Annotated in this window: 19 protein-coding genes, 1 tRNA gene and 1 pseudogene; 15 read left to right on the top strand and 6 right to left on the bottom strand. The window is 67.7% G+C overall.

Annotated features, from left to right (window positions below; all coding sequences use genetic code 11):
• The first annotated feature begins 34 nt into the window (after positions 1–34).
• The 13 genes from CLV29_RS08065 to CLV29_RS08005 all read left to right on the top strand — a co-directional run bounded on the left by CLV29_RS08065 (position 35) and on the right by CLV29_RS08005 (position 10,758).
• On the top strand, positions 35–1,705 hold the full coding sequence (locus CLV29_RS08065; RefSeq protein WP_133754412.1) for an ABC transporter substrate-binding protein: 1,671 nt from the start codon (positions 35–37) through the stop codon (positions 1,703–1,705).
• A gap of 70 nt (positions 1,706–1,775) precedes the next feature.
• Positions 1,776–2,798, top strand: coding sequence for an ABC transporter permease (locus tag CLV29_RS08060; protein WP_133754411.1), 1,023 nt, complete (start codon positions 1,776–1,778; stop codon positions 2,796–2,798).
• Positions 2,795–3,748 carry an ABC transporter permease gene (locus tag CLV29_RS08055; protein ID WP_133754410.1) on the top strand — a complete coding sequence of 318 codons (954 nt, stop codon included), beginning with the start codon at positions 2,795–2,797 and terminating at the stop codon, positions 3,746–3,748. Before CLV29_RS08060 ends, CLV29_RS08055 begins: the two co-directional genes overlap by 4 nt.
• Positions 3,749–3,750: 2 nt before the next feature.
• Positions 3,751–4,776, top strand: a complete 1,026-nt coding sequence (locus tag CLV29_RS08050; RefSeq protein ID WP_133754409.1) for an ABC transporter ATP-binding protein — start codon at positions 3,751–3,753, stop codon at positions 4,774–4,776.
• Entirely contained in the window at positions 4,773–5,963 is a 1,191-nt protein-coding gene (locus CLV29_RS08045; protein WP_133754408.1) for an ABC transporter ATP-binding protein, read from the top strand. Before CLV29_RS08050 ends, CLV29_RS08045 begins: the two co-directional genes overlap by 4 nt.
• 54 nt (positions 5,964–6,017) lie before the next feature.
• The gene (locus tag CLV29_RS08040) at positions 6,018–6,416 is read left to right on the top strand and encodes an LptF/LptG permease family protein (protein ID WP_133754407.1); all 399 of its coding nucleotides are present in this window, start codon (positions 6,018–6,020) and stop codon (positions 6,414–6,416) included.
• A complete protein-coding gene (locus tag CLV29_RS08035; protein ID WP_133754406.1) occupies positions 6,409–6,786 on the top strand; it encodes an RNA-binding S4 domain-containing protein in 378 nt (125 codons plus the stop codon). The genes CLV29_RS08040 and CLV29_RS08035 overlap by 8 nt, the downstream gene beginning before the upstream one ends.
• Before the next feature lie 131 nt (positions 6,787–6,917).
• Positions 6,918–8,159: a glutamate-5-semialdehyde dehydrogenase gene (locus CLV29_RS08030; protein ID WP_133754405.1), complete on the top strand. Its 1,242-nt coding sequence runs from the start codon at positions 6,918–6,920 to the stop codon at positions 8,157–8,159.
• A 60-nt stretch (positions 8,160–8,219) separates the two neighbouring features.
• On the top strand, positions 8,220–8,402 hold the full coding sequence (locus CLV29_RS08025; RefSeq protein ID WP_133754404.1) for a hypothetical protein: 183 nt from the start codon (positions 8,220–8,222) through the stop codon (positions 8,400–8,402).
• Positions 8,403–8,421: 19 nt separating this feature from the next.
• Positions 8,422–9,108 (top strand): nicotinate-nucleotide adenylyltransferase, encoded by a 687-nt coding sequence (gene nadD, locus CLV29_RS08020; RefSeq protein ID WP_133754403.1) that lies wholly within the window; start codon positions 8,422–8,424, stop codon positions 9,106–9,108.
• Positions 9,108–9,494 (top strand): ribosome silencing factor, encoded by a 387-nt coding sequence (rsfS, locus tag CLV29_RS08015; RefSeq protein WP_133754402.1) that lies wholly within the window; start codon positions 9,108–9,110, stop codon positions 9,492–9,494. Before nadD ends, rsfS begins: the two co-directional genes overlap by 1 nt.
• Complete coding sequence (locus CLV29_RS08010) at positions 9,491–10,111, top strand: histidine phosphatase family protein (protein ID WP_133754401.1); 621 nt, start codon at positions 9,491–9,493, stop codon at positions 10,109–10,111. The genes rsfS and CLV29_RS08010 overlap by 4 nt, the downstream gene beginning before the upstream one ends.
• A 182-nt stretch (positions 10,112–10,293) precedes the next feature.
• Positions 10,294–10,758, top strand: a complete 465-nt coding sequence (locus CLV29_RS08005) for an SRPBCC family protein (RefSeq protein WP_133754400.1) — start codon at positions 10,294–10,296, stop codon at positions 10,756–10,758.
• Between the two features lie 48 nt (positions 10,759–10,806).
• Here CLV29_RS08005 and CLV29_RS08000 read toward each other — a convergent pair whose 3' ends face one another.
• Positions 10,807–12,252, bottom strand: coding sequence for an aminotransferase-like domain-containing protein (locus CLV29_RS08000; RefSeq protein ID WP_133754399.1), 1,446 nt, complete (start codon positions 12,250–12,252; stop codon positions 10,807–10,809).
• 61 nt (positions 12,253–12,313) lie between these two features.
• Between CLV29_RS08000 and yczE the strand changes: the two genes are divergently transcribed.
• Complete coding sequence (yczE, locus tag CLV29_RS07995; protein WP_243831797.1) at positions 12,314–12,973, top strand: membrane protein YczE; 660 nt, start codon at positions 12,314–12,316, stop codon at positions 12,971–12,973.
• Positions 12,974–13,087: 114 nt separating this feature from the next.
• Positions 13,088–13,160: transfer RNA gene (locus tag CLV29_RS07990), tRNA-Ala, on the top strand.
• A 559-nt stretch (positions 13,161–13,719) separates the two neighbouring features.
• Here the strand turns inward: CLV29_RS07990 and CLV29_RS17210 are convergent.
• The 5 genes and pseudogenes from CLV29_RS17210 to CLV29_RS16770 all read right to left on the bottom strand — a co-directional run.
• Positions 13,720–14,748: pseudogene (locus tag CLV29_RS17210) on the bottom strand (recombinase family protein); the annotation flags it as partial.
• Positions 14,749–14,977: 229 nt separating this feature from the next.
• On the bottom strand, positions 14,978–15,628 hold the full coding sequence (locus tag CLV29_RS07980) for a hypothetical protein (RefSeq protein WP_133754397.1): 651 nt from the start codon (positions 15,626–15,628) through the stop codon (positions 14,978–14,980).
• A gap of 80 nt (positions 15,629–15,708) precedes the next feature.
• Positions 15,709–16,263, bottom strand: a complete 555-nt coding sequence (locus CLV29_RS07975) for a single-stranded DNA-binding protein (RefSeq protein ID WP_133754396.1) — start codon at positions 16,261–16,263, stop codon at positions 15,709–15,711.
• A gap of 73 nt (positions 16,264–16,336) precedes the next feature.
• Positions 16,337–17,776 carry a type IV secretory system conjugative DNA transfer family protein gene (locus CLV29_RS07970; RefSeq protein WP_243831795.1) on the bottom strand — a complete coding sequence of 480 codons (1,440 nt, stop codon included), beginning with the start codon at positions 17,774–17,776 and terminating at the stop codon, positions 16,337–16,339.
• A gap of 90 nt (positions 17,777–17,866) precedes the next feature.
• Positions 17,867–18,091: a hypothetical protein gene (locus CLV29_RS16770; RefSeq protein ID WP_243831794.1), complete on the bottom strand. Its 225-nt coding sequence runs from the start codon at positions 18,089–18,091 to the stop codon at positions 17,867–17,869.
• Positions 18,092–18,094 lie beyond the last annotated feature (3 nt).

The raw sequence follows: 18,094 nt of genomic DNA, 5'->3' as shown, positions 1-18,094 counted from the left end.
TGATCGGACCTGTAACTAAGGGCGCGGAGGAAACGTGCGTATCGGATGGACCAAGCGTGGCCTGGCCACTGCTGGAGCATTGGCTTTGGCGATCGGCCTGACGGCCTGTGCCGAAAGTGAGCGGGACTCGGGAGATGGCAGTGGCGGTGACGGTGGCAGCACCTTCATCTTCGCCGGCGCCTCCGATCCGGTGATGTTGGACCCGGCACTGGCCAGTGACGGTGAGACCTTCCGGGTCTCCCGACAGATCTTCGAAGGGCTCGTCACCACCGAGGGCGATTCCACCGAGCTCGCACCGGCCCTGGCGACCGAATGGGAGTCCAGCGAGGACGGTCTGACCCACAGCTTCACCCTGCGTGAGGGTGTGAAGTTCCACGACGGCACCGATTTCAACGCCGAAGCCGTCTGCGCCAACTTCGACCGCTGGCACAACTGGACCGGGCTGAACCAGAACGAGAACATCAGCTACTACTACAACAAGATGTTCCGCGGCTTCGCCAACCCCGAAGAGGGCAAGGACAACGGCATCTACGACAGCTGCACCGCCGACAGCCCGACCGAGGCCACGATCCAGTTGAACGATCCGTTCGCCGCCTTCGTCGCCGCGATGACGCTGCCGGCGTTCTCCATGCAGAGCCCGACCGCGCTGGAGCAGTACGACGCCGACAACACCACCGGCACCGTCGACGACACCCGCTTCTCGCCCTACGCCACCGAGCACCCGACCGGCACCGGCCCGTTCACCTTCGAGTCGTGGGAGCGCGACCAGCAGGTGACCTTGAAGGCCAATCCCGACTACTGGGGCGAGCCGGCCAAGAGCGAGACCGTGATCATCCGCAGCATCTCCGACCCGAACGCACGTCGGCAGGAACTGCAGGCCGGCAACATCGACGGGTACGACCTGGTCGCGCCCGGTGACGTGCAGCCGCTGCAGGACGAGGGACTCCAGGTGCTGAACCGCCCGGCCTTCAACATCTTGTACCTCAACTTCAACCAGAAGACCGAGGCACTGCAGGATGAGCGGGTCCGGCAGGCGATCAACTACGCGATCGACAAGGACGCCGTGATCAGCCAGTCCCTGCCCCCGGGCTCGGAGCCGGCGATCGAGTTCATGCCGTCGATGGTCAACGGGTACAACCCCGATGTCACCAGCTACGACTACGACCCGGAGCGGGCCAAGGAACTGCTGGCCGAGGCCGGCCAGGAGAACCTGACACTGCGCTTCGCGTACCCGACCGGTGTCTCGCGGCCGTACATGCCCACCCCGGAAGCCACCTTCGTCGCGGTCTCCGCGCAGTTGGAGGCGGTCGGCATCACCGTCGAACCGGTGACCGCGGACTGGTCGCAGTACCTGGACATGATGCAGACCGAGGAGGGCGCCGACCAGCGTGACATCGGCTTCCTCGGCTGGACCGGTGACTACGACGATCCGGACAACTTCGTCGGCACCTTCTTCGGCGCCGAGTCCTACGAGTGGGGCTTCGACAACCCTGAGCTGTTCGACGCGCTGTCCGACGCCCGGCAGCTGCCGAACGTCGAGGAGCAGGCCTCGGCCTACTCCGAGATCAACGAGCAGATCGCCCAGTTCGCACCGGGCGTACCGCTGTCGCACCCGGCGCCGTCGCTGGCCTTCTCGCAGAACGTGCAGGGTTACGTGCCCAGCCCGTTCGGCAGTGAGGCCTTCACCGGGGTCTCCGTCTCCTGAGTGAACCGGATCAAGTGATCATCCCTGACCCCGTGGCCCGCCCTCGGCGGGCCACGGGCGGGGAGGAACCATGCTGAGATTCATCATCCGGCGACTGCTGCTGATGGTGCCGGTGCTCTTCGGACTGTCGGTCCTGCTGTTCCTGTGGGTACGGGCGCTGCCCGGAGACCCCGCCCGGGCGCTGCTCGGTGAACGGGCCACCCCCGAGGCGGTGGAGCGGATCAACGCCACCTACGGCTTCGACCGGCCGCTGCTGGAGCAGTACGTGCTCTACATCGGCCGGCTGCTGCAGGGTGACTTCGGGACCTCACCGCAAACGGGCCAGGCGGTCCTGGAGACCTTCATCACCCGTTTCCCGGCCACCATCGAGCTGGCCCTGGCCGGGTTGACCTTCGCCGTCGTCGTCGGCATCCCCCTGGGCTACTTCGCGGCGCGACGGGCCGGCGGATTCCTCGACATGTTCGCCGTCGGCGCCTCCCTGGCCGGGGTGGTGATCCCGGTCTTCGTCCTGGCGTACCTGTTGAAGGTGGTCTTCGCCGTCGGCCTGCCCGGGTTGGAGTTCCTCACCTTCCTGCCCTCCTCGGGCCGTCAGGACGTGCGGATCAACGCCACCCACATCACCGACTTCTACGTCCTGGACGGGTTGCTGACCCGGGAGTGGGACGCCTCCTGGGATGCAATCGTGCACCTGATCCTGCCCGGGATCGCGCTCGGCAGCATCCCGTTGGCGATCATCGTCCGGATGACCCGGGCCTCGGTGCTGGAGGTGCTGAACGAGGACTACGTGCGCACCGCCACCGCGAAGGGGCTGCCGAAGGGATGGATCACCCGGCGGCACATCCTGCGCAATGCGATGTTGCCGGTGGTCACCACCATCGGGTTGCAGTCCGGTGCGCTGTTGTCGGGTGCGGTGCTGACCGAATCGGTCTTCGCGATCAACGGCATCGGCTCCTATCTGTTCGACGCGATCTCCAACCTCGACTACGTGGTGCTGCAGGGATTCATCCTGTTCATCGCCCTGACCTATGCGTTGATCAACCTGGTGGTGGACATCTTGTACGGCGTGATCGACCCGAGGATGCGTGTGTCATGAGTGTCAACAGCGATCCGGTGGTCGGTGAGATCCGGCGCCCACCCGCGCTGGAGGCCGCGATGGCCGGCCGGGACAGTGCCGACGAGACCGGTGTCAGCCTCTGGAAGGGGGCGCTGCGACGGCTGATCCGCAATCCCTCGGCGATCGTCGGTGCGGTGATCGTCGCCGCCTTCGTGCTGGTTGCCCTGTTGGCGCCGGTGCTGGCCCCGTACCAGCCGGCGACCGCGGAATGGGGTTCGCAGATCACCCCGTCGAGTCTGCCGCCGTTCAGTCCCGAGCATCCGCTCGGACTGGACTCCTACGGCTCGGACCTGCTCACCCAGTTGATCTACGGTGCCCGTCAGTCCCTGTTGATCGGTGTCGTGTCCACCCTGCTCGGGTTGGCCGGCGGCGCGGTACTGGGGGGTATCGCCGGAGCCTTCGGCGGCTGGGTGGACACGATCGTGATGCGGATCGTCGACATCTTGTTGTCGATCCCGGCGCTGCTGCTGGCAGTCAGCGTGGCCGCGATCGCCGGTCGTACCTCGTATGCGTTGATGATCGCCATCGCCGCCGCGCAGGTGCCGATCTTCGCCCGGTTGCTGCGAGGGTCCATGCTCTCGCAGCGGCGGCAGGACTATGTGCTGGCCTCCACCTCGATCGGTCTGCGGCAGCGGACGATCGTGATGTCGCACATCGTGCCGAACTCCGTCGGCCCGGTGATCGTCCAGGCCACCTTGGTGCTGGCGACCGCGATCATCGAAGTCGCCGCACTGTCCTACCTGGGACTGGGTGATCCGAACCCGACCGTTGCCGAATGGGGCCGGCTGCTGGTGCTCGGGCAGACCCGGCTGGAGACCTCACCGCATCTGACCCTGTTGCCGGGTCTGTGCATCGCGGTCACCGCTCTCGGCTTCACCTTGCTGGGTGAGGCTTTGCGGGAAGCGCTCGATCCGAAGTCACGGAGGTGACCATGAGCGAGAAGCAGAATCCGTTGGCCGGCGGCGGTGCACTGGCCGTGGGCGAACCGATCCTCTCGGTGCGGGACCTGCAGGTACGGTTCCGTACCGGCAAACGGGTCGTGCAGGCCGTGGACAAGGTCAACTTCAGCGTCGGTCCCGGTGAGGTGATCGGCATCGTCGGCGAGTCCGGATCGGGCAAGTCGGTGACTTCGATGGCGATCATGGGTCTGCTGCCCAAGCGCACCGCGGAGGTCGAGGGGGTGGCCGAGTACGACGGCCAGAACCTGTTGACCATGAAGACCGATCGGCTGGCGAAGTTGCGCGGCCATGACCTGGCGATGGTCTTCCAGGACCCGATGAGCTCGTTGAACCCGGTGATGACCGTCGGCGCACAGGTCGCAGAGGTGCTGCTGGCGCACGAGAAGATCAGCCGCGCCGACGCCAAGGCCGAGTCGATCGATCTGCTGCGGCGCTGCGGGATCCCGGACCCGGCACGCCGCTACGGCGAGTACCCGCACCAATTGTCCGGTGGGATGCGGCAGCGTGCCCTGATCGCCACGGCGCTGGCCTGCAAGCCTCGGTTGTTGATCTGTGACGAGCCGACCACCGCGCTCGACGTCACCATCCAGGCCCAGATCCTGGAGTTGCTGGCCGAACTGGTCCGTGACTCCGGTGCCTCGATGATCATGATCACCCACGACCTGGGGGTGGTGGCCGGGCTGTGCGATCACGTGAACGTGATGTATGCCGGACGGATCGTGGAGACCGCCAACCGCCGCGACATCTTCGCCCACCCGCGGCACCGCTACACCGCCGGATTGTTGCAGTCGATCCCGCGGCTCGACGGTGATCGTTCCGAACGGCTGGTGCCGATCCCGGGTACGCCGCGGGACACCATCGGCTGGGATGTCGCCTGCGCCTTCGCGCCGCGTTGCCGCAGCGCCACCGATGCCTGTGTCACCTCCGATCTGCAGCTGACCAGCGACGGTGATCATGCCTGGCGCTGCGTCCACCCGGTTGAGGAGGGGATCCGATGACCGATCGACCACAGGTGAGCCCGGCGCAGACCGGGGGAGCCGTGCAGCCCACGGACCCCGAGTCCACTGAACCCGTGATCACGGAACCCGAGTCCACTGAACCCGGGCCCATTGATGGGGTGCTGCTGCGGGCCCGTGGGGTGAAGGTCCACTTCCCGATCCGGCGCGGTCTGGTGATCGACCGCACCGTCGGCCACGTCCGCGCCGTCGACGGGGTCGACCTGACCGTCCGCCACGGGGAGAGCTTCGGTCTGGTGGGGGAGTCCGGCTGCGGCAAGTCGACCCTCGGCCGGGCGCTGCTGCGGCTGGACGATCCGACCGAGGGCAGCGTCGAACTCGACGGTGTCGACCTGGGCGGCCTGAAGCGTGAGCAGTTGCGCCGGCAGCGTCGGCAGATGCAGATGGTCTTCCAGGATCCGCTGGCCAGCCTGGACCCGCGGATGAGCATCCAGAGTCTGATGTTGGAACCGTTGCAGGTCCACGGACTGAGCGAGAACGACCGCGCACGCTTCGGCGCCGACGGGCCGAAGGCCCATCTGGCGAAGGTCCGGGACATGATCGAACGGGTCGGCCTGCCGCAGTCCAGCCTGGCGAAGTACCCCCACGAGTTCTCCGGCGGGCAGCGCCAGCGGATCGGCATCGCCCGGGCGATGATCCTGAACCCCGATCTGGTGATCGCCGACGAACCGGTCTCCGCACTCGATGTGTCGGTGCAGGCCCAGGTGATCAACCTGCTGCAGGACCTGCAGGACGAACTGGGGCTGACCTACATCGTGATCGCCCATGACCTGGCGGTGGTGCGTCACATCTCCGACCGGATCGGCGTGATGTACCTGGGCCGGATCGTGGAGGAGACCGACAGCGATTCGCTGTACGCGACGCCGATGCATCCGTACACGATCTCGCTGTTGTCGGCGATCCCGACCCCGGACCCGGAGATCGAGGACAACCGGGAACGGATCCTGCTGTCGGGCGATCTTCCCAGCCCGGCCAATCCGCCCTCGGGTTGCCGCTTCCACACCCGCTGCCCCTTCCGGCAGCTGGAGCGATGCGACACCGAGGACCCGCCGCTGGTGGAGGCGGCGCCCGGTCACGGGGTCGCCTGTCACTATGCGAAGGAGATCGCCTCAGGGCAGATCAAGCCCAATGCCGAGGCTCTCGGGGAGGCGCCGGCACCGGTCGCCTGAGCCATTCGCCGCACGGCCAGGGCGCGGTCGACGGACAGTGCCAAGATGGTGGACATGAGGTGGCCTGGTCGGGAGCTGGTGGTGCTGCGTACCGCAGTCACGATCGTGCTGTCGTTGCTGATCGGTCAGGCGGGGTGGGCTGCGGCCTTTCTCGGCGGTGACCCGGCGTGGTACGACCAGCATCGGTTCTTCGCGCCGGTGACGGCGATCGCCGCAGTCCTGATGGGGCTCTGTTTCGTGGCGTACCGGCGTACCGCCGGCGGGGTCCTGCTCGGGCTGGCAGCGCTGGTGGTCGTCATGATCTTCGCCCAGTACCTGATCGGAACTCTCGGCATGGCGGCGCCGCACATCTTCCTTGGTGTTCTGACCGCGATGGCGGGGACCGCGCTGACCTCCTGGACCTACCGTCGCCGGCTGCCCGTGACTGTTCCCGAGGGGACCGGCAATGGCTGAGAAGGTACGCGTCGACAGCTGGTTGTGGGCTGTCCGGTTGCTCAAATCCCGATCACTGGCGACCAATGCCTGCAAGGGCGGCCATGTGCGGGTCGGCGGTGAACGGGTGAAGGCCTCCCAGCAGCTGCACATCGGCGACGAGGTACGGCTGCGGATGCACGGGGTGGAGAAGGTGGTCGTGGTCCAGCAGTTGTTGAGCAAACGGGTCTCCGCACCGTTGGCCCAGGCCGCCTACCTCGACAACTCGCCGCCACCACCGCCGAAACAGGTGCAGGCCTGGGTGCCCCGGCGCGATCCCGGTGCGGGCCGGCCGACCAAACGGGACCGGCGCGCGATCGATCGGCTCCGCGGGCGCGACAGCCACCTGTGACGGCCGGCGGAGACGAAGGCGCCGACCACGGCGGCTCGGGCCGCCCGGACCCGGAGGAGGACGCTCCTCGCCCGGCGGAGCGGCTGCGGCACCCGGACCGGTGTGGTTCGGTGACGGCGTATCCTGCGTGCGTGAGTTTCCACGATCAGGCATCGCGGGCCAGGAGCGCCGCCCGGGCACTGGCGATCGCCTCGACCGCCCAGAAGAACGACGCCCTGCAGGCCATGGCCGATGCCCTGATGGCGGCCACCGAGGACATCCTTGCCGCCAATGCGGTCGACATCGACGCCGGGGAACGGGCCGGGATGGCGGTGTCGTTGATCGACCGGCTGCGGCTCACCGAGGAACGGATCGGTGCCATGGCCGAGGGGTTGCGGGACCTGGCCGCCCTGCCGGATCCGGTCGGGGAGGTGGTACGTGGGTGGATCGCGCCCAACGGTGTCCAGTACACCCAGGTACGGGTGCCGCTCGGGGTGATCGGCATGATCTACGAGGCACGGCCGAATGTCACCGCCGATGCCGCCGGGATCTGCCTGAAGTCGGGCAATGCGGTGCTGTTGAAGGGATCCTCCAGTGCCCATGCCTCCAACACCGCGGTGGCCCAGGCCCTGCGTACCGGGCTGGCCGGTTCGGCCGTACCGGATGACGCGGTGCAACTGCTGCCGGCGCCGCGTGAGGTGACCGCTGAGCTGATGCAGGCCAGGGGACTGGTCGATGTGCTGATCCCGCGCGGTGGTGCCGGGCTGATCGAGGCCGTGGTCACCGGTTCGGTGGTGCCGGTGATCGAGACCGGTACGGGCAACTGCCACCTCTACGTCGACGCCGCGGCCGATCAGCAGATGGCATTGCAGATCATGATCAACGCGAAGGTCCAACGTCCCTCGGTGTGCAATTCGCTGGAGACGCTGCTGGTGCACAGCGCGATCGCCGAGGAGTTCGTACCGAAGGCGCTGGCAGCCCTGGCCGAACACGGGGTGACCGTGCACGGTGATCCCGCGATCGCGGCCCATGGCGAGCAGGTGGTGCCGGCCACCGAGGACGACTTCACCGGTGAGGCGCTGTCACTGGACCTGAGCGCGGCCGTGGTGCCGGATCTGGATGCCGCCCTGGCCCACATCGACCGCTACAGCACCGGTCACAGCGAGACCGTGGTCACCGATTCGCTGGCCGTGGCCCAGCGGTTCTCCGCCGAGGTGGACGCCGCCGCAGTCCTGGTGAATGCCTCCAGCCGGTTCGTCGACGGTGGCGAGTTCGGGTTCGGGGCCGAGATCGGCATCTCCACCCAGAAGTTGCATGCCCGCGGCCCGATGGGGCTGCCGGAGATGACCACCACCAAGTATCTGATCAGCGGGCAGGGCCAGCTCCGCGGCTGAACCCGTACCGCCCGGGTGGCTCGGCGGGACACGGCGGTGCCGGGCGGCTAGGATGCGGCCATGCTGATTCCGCTTGCAGGTGGCCATCACGTGGTGAACGAGCTCTTCATGCCTGCCTACCTGTTCGGCATCATCGGTTTCGTGGTGCTGATGGTCCTGCTGACGATCTTCCGCAGCATCGGCAAGAGCCGGCCCCACAGCGAGGGCGGGCCGACTAGGCACGAAGCGATCGAGCATCACTGAGCGCTCGACGGACTGCTCGATGAACGGTACGAATCCGGCCGCCGGCAAGGCTGTTCGGCGGTACCGCCTCGGGGTGATGGGTGGCACCTTCGACCCGATCCACCATGGGCACCTGGTGGCGGCCAGTGAGGTCGCCAGCCGATTCGATCTCGACGAGGTCGTGTTCGTACCCACCGGTGTGCCGTGGCAGAAGAAGGGCCGCAATGTCAGCCCCGGTGAGGACCGCTACCTGATGACGGTGATCGCCACCGCCTCCAATCCGCGGTTCACTGTCAGCCGGGTCGACATCGACCGGCCCGGTGACACCTACACCGTGGACACGTTGAAGGATCTGCGTGCCGAGCGTGGTGCCGACACCGACTTCTTCTTCATCACCGGCGCCGATGCGTTGGCCAAGATCCTCACCTGGCGGGGTGCCGACGAGTTGTTCGACCTGGCGCATTTCGTCGGCGTGACCCGTCCCGGGGTGGAGCTGAACTCTCCTGCGGTGGCGCATCTGCCGAAGGACAAGATCACCTTGATGGAGGTGCCGGCGCTGGCGATCTCCTCGACCGCGATCCGCGAACGGGTGGCCCGCGGGGAGCCCGCGTGGTACCTGGTGCCCGACGGCATCGTGCAGTACATGGCCAAGGTCGACCTCTACCGACCCGGTCCCGAGAACCTGAGTGCCACCCGACAGCACCCGGCATCCGGGGAAGGACATTGATGGCAGCCGACCCACAGGCACTGCACTGGGCGAAGACCGCGGCACTGGCCGCGGACGAGAAACAAGGTGTCGAGATCGTCGCCTTCGACGTCTCCGAACAACTCGCGATCTCCGAGATCTTCCTGCTGGTCAGTGCGGCCAGCGAACGACAGGTCGGCGCGATCGTCGATGCGGTGGAGGAGGCCCTGCGGGGCGAGGGGGTCAAACCGATCCGCCGCGAGGGTGATCGGCAGAACCGGTGGGTGCTGTTGGACTACGGCGAGATCGTCGCCCACGTCCAACATGCCGAGGAGCGTTCGTTCTACGCGCTGGAACGGTTGTGGCGCGACTGCCCGCAGCTCGATCTCGAACTGCCGACCGGGTCGAAGGGTGACGCCGCCGAATGACCGCCTCGAAGTTGATCATCTGGCGCCATGGCGAGACCGACTGGAACATCGCCGGGTTGTTCCAGGGACAGGCCGACATCCCGCTGAATGCCAACGGCCGGGAACAGGTGAAGGCCGCTGCGCAGGCGCTGGCGGCGGAGGAGGAGCCGGTCCGAATCGTGGCTTCCGACCTCGGTCGGGCCCAGGAGACCGCGGCGGCGTTGTCGGCGCTGACCGGCATCGGTGTGGAGAGTGAGCCGCGCTTCCGGGAGATCTCGGTCGGCAGCTGGCAGGGTCTCGGGTTCGCCGAGGTGGAGGCCAGCAGTGAATGGGAGGGGTCGGGTGACGACACCCGCCGCTCTCCCACCGGGGAGGCCCCGCGAGAGGTCGCGGCGCGTTTCGTAACGGCGTTGGAGGAGTACCTCGACGACACCGAATCCGGGACTCTGGTCGTGGTCGCCCACGGGCTCGCGGCCCGGGTGGCGGCGTGTTCGTTCGTCGGCATCGACCCGGCCTCGGCCAGTGCCCTGCAGGGGATGAGCAATGCCGGCTGGCTGGTGATCGCGCCGGACCGCCGGGGGGACTGGCGGCTGGCGGCCTACAACCGGGTGGCCGCGCCGGTGAACCCGTTCGCCTGAGTGCTCGGCCACTCGAAGTGCTGAGCTGTTCGCAGTGCTGGCCCGATCGGGTTCTGGCAAGGTCGGAGTCTCGGGCTGAACGGGGTGTCGGTCATCGGAGTACGGGCCTGATCGGTTTCCTGTCCGCGATCAGCCGGTGAACCCGTTCGCGGCCGGTCGGGCCCGGATGTCATGATCGGTCCATGAGCGAGCGGATCGAGGTTTCCCGGGTGATCCCGGCGTCCCCTGCCGACGTCTTCGCAGTGTTGCGTGACCCCGAAGGGCATGTCGACATCGATGCCTCCGGCATGTTGCAGGGGTCGGAGGGTGTACCGGTGGATGCGGTCGGTGAGTCCTTCGTCGTGCACATGGACCGGGAGGCACTCGGTGATCTGCCGATGGGCAAGTACGACGTCGAGGTGATCTTCACCGTCTACCAGCCCGATGTGGAGATCGCCTGGACCATCGACGGCACGATCAAGCCGCCGATCGGTCACGTCTACGGCTACCGGCTGGAGCCGGTGGCCGAGGGGACCCGAGTGGTCTCCTACTACGACTGGTCCCAGGCGGCGCCGGAATGGAAGGGCATCTTCCCGGTGATCGGGGAGAACTCGCTGAAGGCGACCCTCGGCATCCTCGACCGGATCGTGCGCCGCCGCAGCAGTTGATCTTCTCGGTCGGCAGCCGGCGCAGACACGAGGTGCCCGGGGGGCGTCTCAGGCCGACATCACCTGTCGCCCGGTGCCGGTATCGGGATTGCGGCCGTCGAGCAGATCCTGCCAGGCGTGGGCGATCCGGCGTACCGCCTCGGTGAAGGTGTCGGCATCGGTGACCACGGGCAGACGCAGCCAGTGCTCGCCGCCGGGATTGCAGAAGAAGTGCGGACCGGGGGTGATCAGCACCCCGTGCTGTTCGGCTATCCGGCTCAGGCGGGTCGACGCCGGCCGGGGCAGATGCAGCCACAGCGACTGCCCACCGTCGGGCCGGCGGAAGTCGAAGCTCGGCAGGTGCTGGGCGACCGCGGCCATCGCCGCGGGAACCAACTCCTGCAGCCGGTCCCGGTTCTCGACCCGCGGACCGTCGGGGGAGTCCTCGGCCAGCAGCTCTGCCAGGACCAGTTGTTCCAGCGGCGGGCTGCCGTGGTGGCCGACCAGTTGGGCATCCAGCAGGCTGGAGGTGAATCGCTGCGGGCTGCGGATCCAGCCCAACCGGAGCCCGCCCCAGTAGCTCTTCGAGGCCGAACCGATCAGGATCACCCGATCGCCGACGCTGGCCAGTGAGCGGCTCGGGACCGCCCAGGGCATCGGCAGGTCGACCAGGGTCTCATCGGCCACCACCGGAAGCCGGCCGGTGATCTCGATGAGTTCGCCACGGTCGTCGGCCGACATCAGCCTGCCGGTCGGATTGTGGAAGTCCGGGGTGACGAAGGCCGCGGAGGCACGGGTCTGGGAGAGGACGCTGGCCAGGGATCCGAGATCCCAGCCGTCCGGGCTCATGTCGAAGGAACGGATGTCGGCGCCGACATCGGCACTCACCCGACGCAGCAGGTGCAGTGAGTTGCCGTAACCGACACTCTCGGTGATCGCGCTCGTCCCCCGGCGTAGCAGGGCACGGGCACAGGTGTGCTGGGCGGCCAGGGCACCGTTGGTGATGATGATCTGCTCGGCATCGGTGGGGACGCCGCGGGCGGTGTAGCGCTCGGCCAGTCGGTGGCGCAGCAGGGGCAGGCCCTCGGGGAAGTAGCCCGTACCGGTGGTGAGTTCGGCAAGCCGCTCGGTCGCCCGACGGTAGGCGGCCAGCACCTGCGGTGGTGCCGGGGAGGCGGCGACGGTGAGCGCGATCATCCCGTCGTCCCCGGCGCCGGGGGTCGGTAGCAGCGGACTCTCCTGCGCCCGCGGACGAGGCGCGATGTAGTGGCCCGATCCGCGGCGAGCGAGCAGCAGTTCGCGCTCCAACAAGGTTCGATAGGCACCGGTGACGGTGGTCCGGCTCAGGCCGAGTGCGGTGGCCAGGTCGCGCTCACTGGGCAGCCGGGTGCCGGGAGCCACTCGGCCGTCGGCGATCAGGATGCCGATCCGGTCGGCGAGATCGCGATAGCGCGGGGCGACCCAGTCCTTTCCCGCGAGCAGCCGCGCGAGCTGTGGTGCCGGGATCCAGGTCATGAGGCCACTGTTCCAGAAGTGGCTATGGAAATGAAGTCCAATTCAGTGGTGTGGTGGATCTGTGAGTACGAAGACCAAGACCCTGACCTCTCTCGGCCCCCTGCAGCAGTTGCGGGCCGGCCGGCTCGGCCGACGGATTCCGCAACTCCTCGTCGGGCTGGTGCTGTACGGGATGTCGCTGTCGCTGGTGGTCCGGGCAGCGCTCGGGCTGGAGCCCTGGGGAGTGCTGACCCAAGGCCTGACGCTGACCTTCCCGTTCAGCTACGGCGCCATCACCACCGTGGTGGCGGTGCTGGTGCTGGCGTTGTGGATTCCGCTGCGGCAGAGGCCGGGGGTCGGCACGGTGCTGAACGTGGCGATCGTCGGTGCCGCGATCGACCTCGGGCTGTTCGTCGTACCGGCGGTCGAGGAGCTTTCGGTACGGGTCGCGCTGCTGTTCGTCGGGGTGATCGGCAACGGTCTGGCCGGTGCGATCTACGTCGGCGCGCAGTTGGGCCCGGGGCCGCGGGACGGTTTGATGACCGGTTTGCATCACCGGACGGGATTGTCGCTGCGGCTGGTGCGTACCGGCATCGAGGTGGTGGTGCTGAGCCTCGGCTGGCTGCTCGGTGGACAGGTGTTCCTCGGCACCCTGCTGTATGCGGTGGCGATCGGTCCGGTGACCCAGTTCTTCCTCCGCTGGACGCTGGTGCCGCTGCCCGGTGACTCCGAACGGTTCTGAGCGTCACGGGGTGGAGATCGGGTCGAGTGGGGGCGCCCTGCGGCTCTCGATTTGAGCTCCGGGTCGCAGCGACGCTATAGTCTCGTGGTCGCTGATCGTGAGATCGAGCGATGCGGGGCTATGGCGCAGTTGGTAGCGCGCTTCCATGGCATGGAAGAGGTCAGGGGTTCGAATCCCCTTAGCTCCACCGTAGTTGACTTACTCGAACCCCCGACATGCGAAAGCGTGTCGGGGGCGAGTTCGTTAAAGGGCTCGGCGAGCTCGGCGACAGCCTGCTCGTCCTCACCGATGTAGATCTTCTCGAAGAAGGCCTGGTTCGCCAGGCGCTTGGCCTCGTCATCGGACTGCCGGTACATCGTGGCGCAGTAGGTCAGCAGCTGCAGAGCACTGGCGAGGTACTTCTTCTGGCCGGTGTACCACTCGTGGTCGTTCTCCAGCTTCCGGTCGATGTCCGCCAGCCCTGCACGAATCCGATCCTGGTGCCGCTTGAGCGTATCGAGGTCGATCGCGTCAGCGAAGTGCGCGGCCAGAAGCTTCTCGCTCTCGGACTCGAGTCGCTTGCGGGTCGAGGTCAGCTCGGCCAGTTCCTGGGAGCGCGATGCCAAGCGTTCCTCGAAGACTGCATCGACCTGCCGCGCCAGGGCCTTGAACGTGTCCTCGCTGATCCCGATGCGCTCGTAGCAGGTGGCGACGAGCTGCTCGGCAATGCCGACGGGAACAGCCTTGCGAGTGCAGGTGGTGCGCTTGCTGGTTCGACCAGAGCACACGAAGTAGGCGTACCGGATGCCCTGCTTGTTCCGGGCGAAATCGAGGTGCAGCCTCGACTTGCAGCTCGCGCAGTACAGGATCCCCTTCAAGGGGTGCTCGTGCTTACGGAAGCGCACGTCGGCTCGCGCCCGAACGTCGAGGAGGCGTTGCACGCGTTCCCAGACCTCGGTCTCGACGATGGGTGGGTGGTTGCCATCGTAGACGGCGCCGTTGTAGCGGATCTGTCCGATGTAATAGGGGTTGCGCAGCAGCTTGAAGAACCCCGACTTACTGACCGGGCCGGCCGGTCGCTTCGGTGTGGCCACGGTCGTCAGTCCCCGGGCGGTGAGGTCGGTGAGAATCTTCTCGACCGAGGTGTCTCCGGCGGCGTAAGTGGCAAAGGCCCACTGAATCAGCGCGGCCCGTTCGGGGTCGACCTCGACAGTGCGGTACTCATGGCCGTCCTCGGTGAGCTTGCGGACGTTGAGGTAGCCCAGTGGTGCGCGTCCGGGGGGGCCGCCGGTGGCGATCTTCTGGGTCAGGCCCTTGGTGACCTCGGCGGCGAGGTTCTTGGAGTAGAACTCCGAGATCGCGGACATCACCCCGTGCACGAGCGTGCCGGAGGGGGTCTCGTCGATGCTCTCGGTGACCGAGACCAGGGTGAGACCGGCTTCGATCAGGTGCCGTTGGATCTCGAGGTCGATGAGGCGGTCGCGGGCGAGCCGGTCGAGCTTGTGGACGATGCAGTAGGTGACCTGGTGGGTCTTGATGTAGGCGAACATCCGCTGCAGGTCGGGGCGGTTGAGGGTGCGCCCGGAGTAGCCGGGGTCGACGAATTCTTCGACGACAGCGGCGCCGAGGTCGTCAGCCTTGCGCTGGTTGGCCTGCCGCTGTGCCGGGATTGAGAAGCCTTCACTGCGCCCGCCCTTGGAGGCCTGCTCTGCGGTGGACACGCGTTGATAGGTGATCGCGGTCAGGTGCAGATCATCCAGGCTCGGTGCGGGCCGGATCGCGGGTGTCGTTGTCATGAGCCGTTGGCCCTCGGGATTCCGATCACCGTGGCTCCGGACCGGTTCGAGGGGTCGTTCATTGTTCCTTGGGTTCGTCCTGGTTTGCGAGCGATTCTGCGGTTGGCGTTCCCTCCGTTCGACGGCCCGTGCCAGAGCCACCCCGCCGCGCCACCGACGAGGTGGCGGCGAGACACGAAAGGCGGCCGGGACGCATCATCGTCCCGGCCGCCGGAGCTGATCGACTCTCTTACTCGTCGTCGAGGATCTCCTGCATCACCGCGTCTTGCTCGGCCTCGCGTGCTTGCACGGCTTGGACCACGAAGCTGACGAAGTTGGCGCTGCGTTCGGTGACGGGCTGCTCGGTCGCGTCCGGGGCTGTCCAGTCCTCGGCTTCGCCGCCGGGCCAGGCCGTGACTCGGGTCGCGCGGTCGCGGTCCAGGCGGGTGCCGGAGATGCTGACCCAGTCGCGGAGGCGTTCGCGGGCGGCGGCGAAGTCGTTGTGCCAGATCACCCCCATGTTGCCCTTGGCCTGTTGGTCGTAGCAGATCAGCCAGTGCTGCCGGAGGGCCGAGAGTTCCCAGATCAGCTCCCAGTGGCGGTGCCACATGGGTGGGACGATCTGGGGTGGGAGTCCGTATTCGTGGCGGAGCCAGTCGACCCACTCGTTCAGCGCCAGCAGTTCCTGCTCGAGGTCTTCGGGGGTCAGGGCGTGCCAGTTGATGGTGCGGGGAACGGTTCCGAGTTGGGCGCGGAGGTCCTTGGCGTACTCGGCCTGGACCATGCGCTTGACCTGCTGCAGCACTCCGGGCGGCAGGCTGTCCAGGTCGGGCGGAGCATCCGTGACGGGCTGGGCCGTGCCGGTGTCCTGATCGTCGTCGGGTGGTGTCGGGGTGTCCATTGCTGCCTCCTTGCCGTGTCACGGGTGGGAACGGGGCGGGGCGGCCAGGGTGTCCTGGTCGCCCCGCAGGTTCCGTTCGCTCACCGGGCCACGGGCTCGCGTTCCGCCGTGGCCGTCGCCGGGGCGGCCGTGGGCTCGGGAGCGACCTGGGACTCACGGCGCGCGAGCACGTCGGCCACCGGGTCGGCCGGCTCCTCGGCCGACGCTTCGGCGGCGGGCGTGTCCTGCTCAGCGGTCGTTCGCGCGGTGGCATCGACGCTGGGGGTCTCCCGTTCGCGCGGGGCGCGGTCGATGGTGAAGTTGGTGATGTTGCCGTTCGGGCCGATCGTGCTGGCGCGGAACTGCTCGTGCATCACCTGCTCGCCGTCGACGTTCTGCGTGTAGGAGCGTTCCTGTCCCTGGGCGACGAAGTTGTCGCCCTTCTGGTACTTCTCGTGGGCGCGCTCGGCCGAGGGGCCGAACATGACCATGTCGGTGAAGTGGGGCTCGGTCTCGTGGAAGTTGCCCTCCTCGTCGCGGGTCGACTGGTGGATGCCGACGCGGGCGTAGAAGCGGGCGTCGCCGTTGCGGGTGAAGCTCAGGGTCGGGTCGGACGCGATGAACCCCGAGATGCCGGGTGTGGTCGGGATAGGCATGGGCGGGTCTCCTCTCAGTTCTTGCCCGGCCCTGCGCCGGGTTTACGCGATAGGTACGGGCCGCTACCGGGTGTCAGTGGGCTTGCTGCAGGAGCCGTTCGATCTCCGTCCGATCCGTCTTCAGCTGCGCCGCATCCGCCCTGGCGGTCCAGGGCCGCAGGGTGGTGATGATCGGGCGTGCGGTGCGGAGCATGACGACGCCGGTACCGAACGGGAGCGTGCGGAGCACTTCGGGCGGCATGATCGGGATCCGCCTGATGGATCTCTGGTTGGAGTGCGCGCCGTAGGCGTCGGTGGTCACCGAGTCGGTCGTCTCGTCGCGTTCCCCGATCAGCGCCGACAGGTCCTGCAGGTCCTTGGTGTTGCTGGCCCCACCGAGCACGATCTTGACGATGCTCGAGTCCCACAAGGCGCCGGCGTTGTTCTCGCCCCACTTCTCCCGCGCCTGCGCCAAAGACTGCAGGACCGGGAGCGTGGTGATCCCGGTGCCGCCGCCCTCAGCCATCAACACCGGGAGCGCGGGAAGGGGTGCCAAGTTGCCGATCTCATCCAATGCGAGAAGCAGGGCCGGGTCCATGCGTGCTCCGGCTGAGCGCGCCGCGATCTTCCGGGCGGTCTCGACGAGGTCCTCGATGAACGCCGACACGAGCGCGGCGCTTGCCCCCGCACCGGCTCCGGTCGCCAGGAGATATAAGGTGCCGTTCTCGCACAGGAACGCCTCGGGATCGAACTGCTCGTCTTCACTCGGGCAGACCGCGCCGAGCACCCGTGGGTCCGCCAGTGCCCCGAACGAGAGCGAGACACCCTGCCAGATCGAGTCCCTGGTCCTCGGATCCGACTGGATCATCGCGTCCAGCGAGTCCGCCCATCCTTCGGCGGCGTCGCTGTTCGTGGACAGGATGCGCACGGCGTCTGCCGCTGCCGCCGGGCTGAGCGACCACTGGTACACGGTCTTGGAATCTCGCCCATCCAGCGCCGCCGCGTGCAGGAGTCCCTGGATCGCGGCCGTGGTCTTGCCCTCCCAGAAGCCACCGTCGGAAACCCCGCCGAAACCGGTCGCGGTGGCCAGGCCCTTGGCCCGGATCATGGCGGTCAGAGGGTCCTGACAGCCCCGCACGACAGACCAGCGCATCCCCGCCGGCAGACCGGGCGCGAGATGCTGCGGGTCGAACACGGCGACCGGGCCTCGCCGCTGTCTGGCCTTCAGGGTGATGGTGAGGTTGTCGGGGCGCGTGGAGGTCGTCAGCACCGGGCCGGCGGCGTCGAGGATCGCGTTGACGATGATGTGCAGACCCTTGCCACTGCGCGGCGGGCCGACGAGCAGCATGGAATCCTCAATGGTCGCCCAAACCTGGCTGCCCTTCGCCGACCCCAGCAGGTAGCCGACCTCGCGGGGGTCGGGCTTCTGCCCCTCCAGCGACGGGCGCAGGTTCCCCGCGCGACGCTGCAAGGCCTTGCGGGACGCGACCCGGGCGACCTCGTCACCGGTCGCGGTCCCGGTCAATGCGTGCACGCGGGAGCGCTCACGGCCACGGCGTACCGCGCGCCACGCCCAGATCCCGAGGGCGGCCAGGCCGCCGAGGATCAGGAGGATGAGCAGCCACTAGAGATATGGGTTCAGACCGGGAGCGCCGATCGCCTTGCCCGGATCGGTCGGTGAGGCGAGCACACCGAGCCCGCTGACAGGGCTACCGGTCGGGGCCGGGCTCCTGGACAGGAACGCGGCGACATTACCGGTGTAGCGCAGCAGGAGCGCAAACGCGGCCGTCGCGGCGAGGCCTCCCAGGGCCAGGCTGACGGTGAAGTCGTTGGGTGGACGGTTCTGCAACAG

The sequence above is a fragment of the Naumannella halotolerans genome (assembly GCF_004364645.1).
Classification (GTDB): Bacteria; Actinomycetota; Actinomycetes; order Propionibacteriales; family Propionibacteriaceae; genus Naumannella; species Naumannella halotolerans.
This window is presented reverse-complemented; position numbering and strand designations above follow the sequence as displayed.